The sequence below is a fragment of the Patulibacter sp. genome (assembly GCF_030655195.1).
Lineage (GTDB): Bacteria > Actinomycetota > Thermoleophilia > Solirubrobacterales > Solirubrobacteraceae > Patulibacter.
Genome location: NZ_JAURWA010000099.1, coordinates 36,653 through 46,752, shown reverse-complemented (window position 1 = coordinate 46,752; position 10,100 = coordinate 36,653). Strand labels below are relative to the sequence as shown.

Sequence of the window (10,100 nt, the reverse complement as noted above, 5' to 3'; positions counted from 1 at the left end):
GCCGGGGCCGGCGAGCCGGTCGTCGGCGCCTGCAGCGAGGCCTGCGCCTGTGCACTGTCCGGCTTGAGGTCGACGTGCATGCGGCGCAGGGTCGTGAGCGACTCGACGACCTCGCTGCGGGTGGCGGAACGGGCCTCGCCGCCCTCGCGCACGCCGTCCTCAGCGATGTTGCGGCCGGGCTCGCCGCCGACCTTCACGACGCGGTCGTAGACCGTATCGTACGCGGTGACGAGTCCTGCGGAGAGGTCCTTCGCGCCGGTCGGCGCGGCGGAGGCCAGGCTGGGGAGCCCGGCGAAGGCGGCCGAGGCGGCCGCGACTGCGATGAGACGGTTCTTCGTGCCCATGTGATGATCACCTCGCGGTGGACGGATGCGTGGCGCGCCACGTCGCGCTCCGGAGCTCTCCGAAGCGGCGAGGACGCGGGCACCGCCGGTCGGGCGGTGCGCGGCAGGCGTCGGGGGCCGGAACCTCTCCGGCGGGCCGCGTGGCGTCCTGATCACCACACCCCTCGAGCGCCGTCGTTCACGCTAGGGCACGCCGGGCGGGGTCTTTTGTGGGGGTCCTCACGGGGCGGGTTGAGGCACCTCGGCCGTGTCCGGGGCCTTCGGCTGCGACGCTCCGGGGGTGTCGTCCGCACCACGCACCGACCTCTCCTCCCGCGGTCCTGGCCGTCCGCACCCCGCCCCGAGCGGCGGCGGGCGATGAGCACTTCGACCCCTCTCCGCGTCGCGGTCCTCGGTCAGGGCTCGATCGGGAGCCGCCACGCCGGCCTCGCCCTCGCCGAGGGATGCGAGGTCGTCGCCTGGGACCCGACGGGCCACCACGCGCCGGGCACGGAGAGCGCCGAGACCCCCGAGCTCGCGCTGCAGGGGGCCGACGCCTCGGTGATCGCGAGCCCGTCGATCGCGCACCCCGCCCAGGCGCGACTCGCGCTCGAGCACGGCTGCCACGTCCTCGTCGAGAAGCCCGTCGCCGTCGCCGCCGAGGAGGGGGAGGGCCTCGCGGAGCTCGCGGCCGACCGTGGTCTCGTCGCCGCGGTCGCGATGAACCTGCGCTTCCACGACGGTCCTCGCACGATCCGCGGGCTGCTCGACGCCGGCGAGATCGGCCGCCCCGTCACCGCGTCCGCCACCTGCGGATCCTGGCTTCCGGGGTGGCGCCCCGCGAGCGACTACCGGCGCTCCTACTCGGCGCGTCGCGAGCTCGGCGGCGGCGTGGCCCTCGACGCGATCCACGAGATCGACTACGTGACGTGGATCTTGGGGCCGGCGGCGGACGTCGACGCCCGGCTGGCCCGTCTCTCGGACCTCGAGCTCGACGTCGAGGACGTCGCGCTGTTCACGCTCGGGCACCGCAGCGGCGTGGTCAGCACGATCACCCTCGACTACGTGGACCGCGACTACCGCCGCGGGATGCGGGTCGTCGGGACCGAGGGCACGCTCTCGTGGGCCTGGGAGGCCGCCGAGGTCCGGGTGACGACCGACGCGGGCACCCGCGTGGTCCCCGCCCCCTCGCCGGCAGCGGAGACCTACGCCCGTCAGATGCGGCACTTCCTCGCCGCCGCGGCCGGCGGGCCGGTCGAGCCGCTGTGCGGTCTCGACGCGGGTCGCGACGCGGTCCGGGTGGTCGATGCCGCCCGCGTCGCGTCGACGGACGGACGGCGGGTGGCGGTGGGCTGAGCACCGCGGGGTCGCCGGCGGGGTCGGGCGGGCGACGGGACCCGGAGGGCTAAGGTGCCCGGCGTGGCTCGGACGACCTCCGCCAGCACCCTGGTGCGCAACACCCTGGCCAACGGTGCCGGCGCCTCGGTCGGGATGGCCATCGGCATCCTGATCACGCCGTTCACGATCACGCAGCTGGGCCTCAGCGCCTACGGGGTGTGGAGTCTCGCCCTGACGCTGTCCTTCGCGGGCGGGTACGCGGCGATGTCGGATCTCGGGATCGAAGCGGCGACGGTCCGCTACGTCGCCGAGGCCGAAGGAGACGACGATCTCGCCGGGATCAATCGCACCGTCGCGACGACGCTCGTGTTCTTCGCGATCGTCGGCGGCCTGCTCGCGATCGGGATGGTCGCACTGGCGTCCAGCCTGAGTTCGCTCTTCGACGCGCCGCCGGGCCTGGTCCACGCCTCGACGATCGCCTTCGCGCTCATCGGCGGCCAGCTCGTGATCGAGATGCCGTCGCGGGCGCTGACCGCCGTGCTCGAAGGAACGCAGAACTTCGTCGCGTATCAGGCGGTCGAGCTCTCGAAGGCCCTCTCCTTCGCGGTGCTGACCATCATCGTCCTCCTGACCGATCATGGGATCATCGGCCTCGGCGTCTCGTACGTGGCGACGTCGCTCGGGGCGTTCTTCGCGTACTGGTTCCTCGCCCACCGTGCTGTGACGGGGCTCCGAGTCTGGCCGGGGAACGCCTCGCGTTCGGAGCTCCGGCGGCTCCTTAGCTACGGCTCCAGCGTGTTCGTGTTTCGACTCACCGGGACCGCGTACCGACAGATGGACCGCCTGATCCTCGGTGTCGCGACCGAACCCCGACTCGTTGCGATCTACGAGATCGCCAACAAGGTCCATCTGGCGGCCGCGCTCGTCCAGTCGATGTCGGTGTCTGCGCTGGTGCCCGCAGTCGCGAAGGCTCGGAACGACCTGGCGCTGTTGCGAGACATGTTGCTCCGGGGGACCTCGTACTCCGTCGCGGCGTCCCTGCCGTTCACCACGGCTGCGATCGTCTTCGCCGGCCCACTCCTCCGCGACTGGATCGGTCCCGAGGCCAACGGCGCGATCACGTCGGCCCAACTGTTCCTCGTCTACCTCACGTTCGCCGTCTTCCACATGGTCTCTACGACGATGCTGGTCGCGCTGGGCAACGTCCGCCCGATCCTCCTGACGAACATCGGGATGCTGACCGTCAACGTCGCCGTGTCGCTCGTGCTGGTCGGCCCCCTCGAGGTCGAGGGCGTCCTGCTCGGCACGCTCGTCGCGACCATCGTCGGGTGGGTTCCGCTGCTCGTCATCGCACTCCGCCGGTTCGAAGTCGACGCGACCGACTGGGTGCGGCGGATCGTGGTTCCCCAGATCCTGCCCACCGGCTCGCAGGTGGCCGTCCTCTTCGTCGGGCTGTGGCTCCTCGACGACGTCGGCAGCCTCATCCTCGACGGCCTGTGGATCCTGCTCTCGGTGGGGACGTACCTCGCGATCTTCGTGCGCCTCAGCCTTCCCGAGCCTGAGCGCCGTGCGCTCGCCTCCACGCTTCGCCGAGCGATTCGTCGCGGAGCTCCCCACGATCCGCCGACGACGCCCCCTCCGGGCGACTCGGCAGCGCAGGCCAATCCCACGGCGGCGGCCGGACCGGACATCACCCCGCGCTGACCGGCTCCGACAGCCTCGCTGCGAGGGTGCCGGCCGGCCCGCAAGCCCGCCGCCCTGTCGCCCGCGGGTGCCGCGCTACGCTGCGTCGGTCCTTGCAGGCGACCCCCCGGGGGATCCCGGCACCACCCATGGCCCCACCGAAGAGCATCTCCGCGTTCGATCCCCGCTTCCTGCGGCCGTGCATCTTCCCGGTGATGCGGCGCATGGGCTACGGCACCGCGGTGTCGGTCAACAACGGCGTCGCGTCCGGTCCCCACGCTGCGGAGATGGTGCTCTCGCTCAGCGTCTTCGACGCGGCGGGCACGCTGATCGGCACGCTCGAGGACCTGGCCCGGCTGGCTCCGGGGGCGATCACGAAGATCGACACCCGACCGCTGATCGAGCAGCTCGGTGCCCCCGACGACCAGGATCTGCTGGGCGTCCTGCACCTCGTCCCCGTCGACCTCGTCGGCGTCGCGACGACCGACGTCGACACGGCCGTCCTGATGGAGCACATCCGGGTCTCCGACGACTTCATCGAGTTCCGCCAGGAGCCCCGGGGCGTCATCACCGGCGTGGCGTACCAGACCGGCCCGCTGAACGACAAGCGTCTCTTGTCGACCCGCAGCACCGTCGTGCAGGCGCCCAAGGTCATCGTCTCCGAGGGCGTCGACACGCTCTTCACGCTGCTGAACGTGTCGACGTCGTTCGACTACGCCGACCCGGTCACCCTGGACTTCTGGATCATCCTGCCCGACGGCACGCGGGTGACGCGCTCGCAGATCACGGTCCCCGCCTGGACCTACCGGCAGATCAGCGTCACCGAGGTGCTGGAGCAGGACGGCACGCTGGACCGCGTCCGCAACGCCGGCGGGCTCGGGCTGCTGATCGGGTACTCGAAGGACGGCACGGTGGTCCCGGTGTCCCTCACGCGCAACACCGCCAGCGGCGGCATCGCGTGCGACCACACGCTGCCGCCCGTCTTCTACCTCTCCACGTGGGGTGGGCAGAAGCGGCTCGAGGCCAACGCGCGGCTCGAGCAGGAGCTGTTCGACGGCGACGCCTTCACGTCGGCGCGGCTGGCCACGGCGGGGGCGCGGTCCTGATGGTCGGCATGCGCCAGCGGATCGTCGAGGGCACGCACGAGCGGGCCGTCCAGGCCGGGCGCGTGCCGCGGCGACCCTACGCCCACTACTTCATCGAGACCGAGGGCCTGCGCTCCCGCGTGCACCTGCAGAACTTCTACTCGACGTTCTGGCCCGGGGCGGACGCCACGGCCACGGCGCACGTCAGCGCGTTCGACCAGTCCGGACGGGCCCTCGGGACCACCGACGTCGAGCTGCCGGCGTTCGGGTCGATGTTCCTCGAGGTCGCCAACATCCTCGAGCGGCTCGGCGCGTCGACGACGACCGAGGGCCTCGTCGCCGTCGACCTGGAGCCCGCTCCCGCGCTGCGGGCGCGCATGGCGGATCTGCCGTCGCCGGAGAGCGTCGGCATCAACACCCCGTTCTGGATGGCGTACCGCGACGCCTCCGAGAACTACATGTACGTCCACTCGATCGAGGTCCTGGGCGGCGTCGTCGAGGGGACCACCGCGCCCCTGGCGTGGCACCTGCGCCGCGCTCCGGCGCAGCGCGAGCCGTGGCGGTCCTGGCGCCTGCTGGACGCCGACCTGCTCGACGAGGTCCAGGTCGTCGCCGTCAACCACGGCACCGAGCCCGGAGAGACCGGCGTCGGGATCTTCGACGCCGACGGTCCGCTGCTCTGGGAGGAGCGTGTGACGCTCGCCCCGCGCGAGCTGCGCCGCGTGCGCGTCCCGCAGACGGCGATCGAGCAGTGGCGCGAGGCCGGCCCCGGCCGCCAGGTCCGGATCGGCCTCGATCCGCTGCTGACGACCAACGGCAAGCCCTACGTAATCATGCGGTACGCGGGCGGTCCGCCGTCGCTGCACCACGGCTGAGGGCTGAGCGGTGCCCGACGCGCCGGTGCCCCTGCGCCTCCTCGCCCTCGACCATTTCTTCGACCAGGACCTCGCGGCGCTGCGCGCGGCGCTGGGCCCCGGCGAGTCGCTGCGCGTCCTCGACTACCGCGCGCTGCGCGAGGAGGCGATGCGGGTCTTCCCCGAGGCGGTCGCGTCGGGGCTCGAGGCGTTCGCCGCCGACGAGCATGCCGGCGCCCGCGAAGGTTGGGCGGGCGTCGTGCGGGAGATCCTCGAGGACGAGTTCACGCGCGAGCCCTTCGACGCGCTCGTGCTCCCCTCGGACATCTTCTTCTACGTCCGTGCCGCCCGCGAGGCGTGCCACGCGCTCGGCGTCCCGTTCTTCGTCGTCCAGAAGGAGACGACGATCTCGCCGAACACCATGCGCGAGCACGCCGCGCACGTGCAGCGCTACGCGCCGCCCATCGCCGACCACATGACGGTCTGCAGCGAGCACCACAAGGAGTTCTGGCTGAACGCCGGCGCCGCCGCCACCACCATCACGGTGACGGGCCAGCCGCGGTTCGACCTCTTCGCCCACCCAGAGCGGTGGCCGGCGCGGGCCCCCGACGCGGCGCCCACGGTCCTGTTCCTCTCCTACATGGTGGACGCGTACCATCCGACCGACGGCCAGGGCGAGCCCGCATGGGAACGCCTGCACCGGCAGACCGAGGAGGGGCTCCGGACCCTCGCCGACGACGGCTGGCGGGTCCTGGTCAAGCCGCACCCGCAGCAGGACGTCTCCGGGATGCGGGCCCGCCTGGCGCAGACCTTCGGCGACCACCTGGGTCGGACGGTGGTGCTCGTCGACGGCGCGGCGGACGTCCGCCCGCTGATCTTCGGCGCCGACGCGGTCGTCGGATTCCAGAGCACCGCCATGCTCGAGGCGATGCTCGCCGGCGGCCCGGTTGCCTACACGGCCTGGGATCCCGAGGCGCGCAAGCTCGCGGGCGAGCTGCTCCCGTTCGCCGAGTGGCCGGAGCTCCTCGACGTGGTCGACGACCCCGCCCGGCTGGCTCCACTGATCGACTCCCGCCGGGGCTGGCGGGCCGATCCGGCGACCGCCGAGGGCCGTCGCCGGGTCTCGGAAATCTACCTCGGGCCGCTGGACGGCGGGGCGGCCCGGCGCGCGCTGGACGTCGTCGGGCAGCACGCCCGGGCGGCAGCCGCAGCGAGGAACCCTGAGGCGCAGGAGCTCCGGCGGGCGCTCGCGGCGCGCCGCCGTCCGCTGCGGCCCGGCCGACGCCTGCGTGCCGCCCGACGCTCCGCGGGGCGTGCGCTGCTTCAGCACCGGCAGCGCCGGGCCGCGCGGGCCTGGACCCCGCCGTCGACCTAGCGGCCGGCGACTGCGGCCACCGTCGACGCCGAGAGCGTTAGTCGGCGGCGTCGCTTCGGCGGCGACGCGCGGGCCGGAAGACGAGGGCGTAGAGCCGCGCCTCCACCGCCGCAGGGATCGGCCGCGGCCCCCAGTAGACCCGGTGCACGAGGCGCCCGACCGCACCCAGGTTGGACTCCCTCGCCAGCTCGCGGCGGCGGGCGTAGACGGCGGCGTGCTTCCGGCGCAGGCGGCGGTACCAGTGGCGGTACGCCTTCCGCGCGGCGGTGTTGACCGTCGCGCCGTGGCGGCGGTACTCGAGGGTCACGGCGTCGACGCGGCGGCCGCGCCAGCCGGCCGAGAGCGCGTGCAGCCAGTGCTCCCAGTCCTCGTAGCCGCGGAACTCGGGGTCGAAGCCGCCGGTCGCCGCGAAGACCTCGCGGCGCATCAGCGCGGTCATGCCGATCGTGTGGCGGTAGAGCAGCGCGTAGGGGTCGTAGCCGGGCATCACCATCTCGCCCTCCCAGGTGCCGAAGAAGCGCATCCGCCCGTACGCGAAGCCCAGGGCGGGGTCGGCGTCCAGCGGCGCGCGCATCGTCGTCAGCGCGTCGGCGGGCAGGCGGTCGTCGGCGTCGAGCGCCAGCAGGTACGCCGTGTCGGCCAGGCGCATCCCCGCGTTGCGGGCCCCCGCGGCGCCGGTGTTGGCCTGTCGCACGATCCGCAGGTGCGCGTCTCCGCGGGCCTCGAGGCGGTCGACGACCTCGAGGGTGTGCGGATCGGTCGAGCCGTCGTCGACGACGATCACCCGCGGCGGACCGCCGTCCTGGGAGAGCGCGCTGTTAACGGCCTCCTCGAGGGTCTCGCCGTAGTCGTGGTTGGCGATGACGACGGCGATGTCGTCGTTGCCGGACGGGGTGCCCGTCATCGCGACCGCAGCACCCTCAGCCAGTCGCCCCAGTGCGACGGGCGGGTCAGCGCGACGGCGATCAGCACCGGTGCCGCTCGGACCGCCGCCTTCAGGTCGCGGTCGAACCACGCCTTCGCAGCGGCCTCCATCGCCCGATTGTAGCGGACCTCGCGCTTCGCGATCCGGCGGGCGGCGGGCGGCAGGTTGCCGCGGCCCAGCGCGCGCACGTAGGTCTTCTGGTTGTTGACGCCCTGGCTGGCGATGTTCGACGAGACCGAGCCCGAGGAGTGGTGGTAGGTCGCCAGGACCTGCCGGCTGAGCACCGCGCGCCGGCCGGTCTCGAGGATCCGCACCCAGAAGTCGTGGTCCTCGGTGCCGAACAGCTCCGGCGCGAACCAGCCGAGCTCCTCGCCCACCGGGCGCGGGACGACGGTGGCGACGTAGACGCAGTTGCGGCGCAGCACGCGCTCGAGCGTCATCGGCTCGACCTCCTCGCGGAACTGCGCCAGGTACGTCTGGCCCGGCGGGACGCCGTCGCCTGCGACGCGCGCGTCGCAGGCGAGCAGCCCCACGTCGGCGCGGCCCGCGGCGACCTCCTCGTCGAAGCGGGCGACCTGGACGGCGAGGAACACGGGCGCGAGCTCATCGTCGGCGTCCAGGAACGCCATCAGCTCGCCGCGCGCGTCGCGGATCGCCCGGTTGCGCGCGGCCGCGGGACCCTGGGCCGCGTCGTGGCGGACGACCGTGACGCGGTCCCCGAGCGTCGCCCGGGCGACGTCGGCCGTGTCGTCGGAGGAACCGTCGTCGCAGAGCACGACCTCCCAGTCCTCGAACGTCTGGGCCGCGACCGACCGCAGCGCGCGACCGATCGTGGCGGCGGAGTCCTTCGCCGGGACGATGACGCTGACGCGGGGCACGGCCGGGAGCCTAGAGCGTCGCGCGCGGCCGACCGGGCGCCGGTGGGCGACCGCCGCCCGGCGGCGACGAGCGCGCCCTGCCCGCCCGCGGCGGCCGGCGATCCCTACCGTTGCGCGCATGTTGATCGCGCTGCGCTGCGACGGGGGCGACGTGCTCGGGGCCGGGCACGTCGGTCGCTGCCTGCCCGTCGCCCATGCCCTGGCGCGGGCCGGCCACGAGCCGGTGATGGTCGGTGACCACGACGGCGTGGCGCTGCGCCTGCTCGAGCACGCCGGCGTCGCCCGCCGCCCGCCTGCGCGCGACGAGCCGTGCGGGATCCCCGCGGACGTCGAAGCCGCGCTCGTCGACGTCTACGGCCAGGGCGACGGGCAGCGCCGCGCCGCCGCCGCGCTCCGGCCGCTCGTCGTCGTCCGCGACGCGCTGGACCCCACCCCGCCCCCACCGGGCGCCGCCTACCTCGACTACCACCTCGACGCCGTCCCTCCGGCCAGCGCCGGGATCGCCCTCTGCGGCCCGGACTACGCCCCGCTGGACCCCCGGGTCGCCGCGGCCCGGCAGGGGCCCCACGACGGCGGCCTGCTCGTGGCGCTGGGCGGCTCGACGGTCGGCACTACGGCGCTGGAGCCGCTGCTCGGCGCGCTCCTGGACGCCGGCCACGAGCGGCTCCTCGTCGCGGGCGCCCTCGTCCCCGAGCCGCGTCCGGGCGTGGAGCACGTGGGACCGCTGCCGGGACTGCAGGACGTGCTCGGCGAGGTCTCGGGCATCTGTTGCGGCGCGAGCGTCACCGCGTACGAGGCGAGCGCGGCGGGCACCGCCGCGCTGCTCGTCGTCCTCGTCGACAACCAGGAGCGCGTCGGTCGCGTGTTCGCACCCCTGACGCCGGTGCTGGACGTGCGGGGAGAGCCGCGGCGACACTCGAGCCCGGCGGTCGCGCCCGCGGCGGGACCGCTCGGCGTCGGAGGCCCGGGCCCGCGGGCGGCCGTCGCCGACGGGTTCGCCGCGGCCCGGGACGCGGCCGGCGGGCTCGCCGGCTCGTCGCTGCCGTCCCGTGGTCCCGCGCTGGTCGACGGCCACGGTGCCGCCCGGGTGCGGGACGCCCTGCTGGCGCTCGTCGCGGGGGACCATCCCCCGGAGCCCCTCCGCCAACGCCCGGCCACGACGGCCGACGCCGATCTGCTGCGTCGCTGGCGCAACGATCCGGGTGTGCGCGCCGTCAGCGTCTCGTCGGACCCGATCGCAGCCGACGAGCACGCGGGCTGGCTCCGCCGGGTGCTCGCGGATCCCGATCGCACGCTCCTCGTCGTCGAGCGGGGCGGCGTGCCCGTGGCCACCGTGCGCTTCGACCGGGATGCGGGGTCCGCCGAGGCCGAGATCTCGGTCACGGTCGACCCTGCCGCGCGGGCGACCGGCCTCGGTCGGCGGATCCTGCGCGAGAGCACCGAGCGCGAGCTCTCCAGTCGCCCCGCGCTCCGTCGCGTGACCGCCCTGGTCCACGCCGACAACGCGGCGTCGCTGCGGGCGTTCGGCGCGGCCGGGTACCGGCCGGCGGGCACCCATGGCGCATGGCGCACGCTCGAAGCCGTTCGATAGGGTCACGGGTCGGTTTGGGTGCATTCCCGACCCCTCCCCAGCCGCACG

9 protein-coding genes are annotated in these 10,100 nt (G+C 74.1%); 6 read left to right on the top strand and 3 right to left on the bottom strand.

What is annotated here, in order from left to right; genetic code table 11:
* On the bottom strand, positions 1–344 hold a 344-nt coding region (locus Q7T67_RS10365), incomplete at its 3' end, for a hypothetical protein (RefSeq protein ID WP_304788763.1).
* Between the two features lie 357 nt (positions 345–701).
* Between Q7T67_RS10365 and Q7T67_RS10360 the strand changes: the two genes are divergently transcribed.
* The 5 genes from Q7T67_RS10360 (at position 702) to Q7T67_RS10340 (ending at position 6,658) form a co-directional block, all read left to right on the top strand.
* On the top strand, positions 702–1,679 hold the full coding sequence (locus Q7T67_RS10360) for a Gfo/Idh/MocA family protein (RefSeq protein WP_304788761.1): 978 nt from the start codon (positions 702–704) through the stop codon (positions 1,677–1,679).
* 63 nt (positions 1,680–1,742) lie between these two features.
* On the top strand, positions 1,743–3,365 hold the full coding sequence (locus Q7T67_RS10355) for an oligosaccharide flippase family protein (RefSeq protein WP_304788759.1): 1,623 nt from the start codon (positions 1,743–1,745) through the stop codon (positions 3,363–3,365).
* A gap of 128 nt (positions 3,366–3,493) precedes the next feature.
* Positions 3,494–4,450 (top strand): hypothetical protein, encoded by a 957-nt coding sequence (locus Q7T67_RS10350; protein ID WP_304788757.1) that lies wholly within the window; start codon positions 3,494–3,496, stop codon positions 4,448–4,450.
* A gap of 8 nt (positions 4,451–4,458) precedes the next feature.
* Positions 4,459–5,304 (top strand): hypothetical protein, encoded by an 846-nt coding sequence (locus Q7T67_RS10345; RefSeq protein ID WP_304788756.1) that lies wholly within the window; start codon positions 4,459–4,461, stop codon positions 5,302–5,304.
* Between the two features lie 10 nt (positions 5,305–5,314).
* Positions 5,315–6,658, top strand: coding sequence for a hypothetical protein (locus Q7T67_RS10340; RefSeq protein WP_304788754.1), 1,344 nt, complete (start codon positions 5,315–5,317; stop codon positions 6,656–6,658).
* Positions 6,659–6,695: 37 nt separating this feature from the next.
* Here the strand turns inward: Q7T67_RS10340 and Q7T67_RS10335 are convergent, their stop codons facing one another.
* Together Q7T67_RS10335 and Q7T67_RS10330 are read right to left on the bottom strand one after the other, a co-directional pair.
* Positions 6,696–7,562: a glycosyltransferase family A protein gene (locus Q7T67_RS10335; protein WP_304788752.1), complete on the bottom strand. Its 867-nt coding sequence runs from the start codon at positions 7,560–7,562 to the stop codon at positions 6,696–6,698.
* Positions 7,559–8,461 (bottom strand): glycosyltransferase family A protein, encoded by a 903-nt coding sequence (locus Q7T67_RS10330; RefSeq protein ID WP_304788750.1) that lies wholly within the window; start codon positions 8,459–8,461, stop codon positions 7,559–7,561. The genes Q7T67_RS10335 and Q7T67_RS10330 overlap by 4 nt, the downstream gene beginning before the upstream one ends.
* Before the next feature lie 118 nt (positions 8,462–8,579).
* On the opposite strand from Q7T67_RS10330, the gene Q7T67_RS10325 reads away from it, so the two are divergent.
* Entirely contained in the window at positions 8,580–10,052 is a 1,473-nt protein-coding gene (locus Q7T67_RS10325) for a bifunctional UDP-2,4-diacetamido-2,4,6-trideoxy-beta-L-altropyranose hydrolase/GNAT family N-acetyltransferase (RefSeq protein ID WP_304788749.1), read from the top strand.
* Positions 10,053–10,100 lie beyond the last annotated feature (48 nt).

What these genes read in the sequence shown, in the direction of transcription:
- Q7T67_RS10360 (WP_304788761.1), top strand. Translation starts at nt 702, where the DNA reads ATGAGCACTTCGACCCCTCTCCGCGTCGCGGTCCTCGGTCAGGGCTCG.
- Q7T67_RS10350 (WP_304788757.1), top strand. Translation starts at nt 3,494, where the DNA reads ATGGCCCCACCGAAGAGCATCTCCGCGTTCGATCCCCGCTTCCTGCGG.
- Q7T67_RS10335 (WP_304788752.1), bottom strand. Translation starts at nt 7,562, where the DNA reads ATGACGGGCACCCCGTCCGGCAACGACGACATCGCCGTCGTCATCGCC.
- Q7T67_RS10345 (WP_304788756.1), top strand. Translation starts at nt 4,459, where the DNA reads ATGCGCCAGCGGATCGTCGAGGGCACGCACGAGCGGGCCGTCCAGGCC.
- Q7T67_RS10325 (WP_304788749.1), top strand. Translation starts at nt 8,580, where the DNA reads ATGTTGATCGCGCTGCGCTGCGACGGGGGCGACGTGCTCGGGGCCGGG.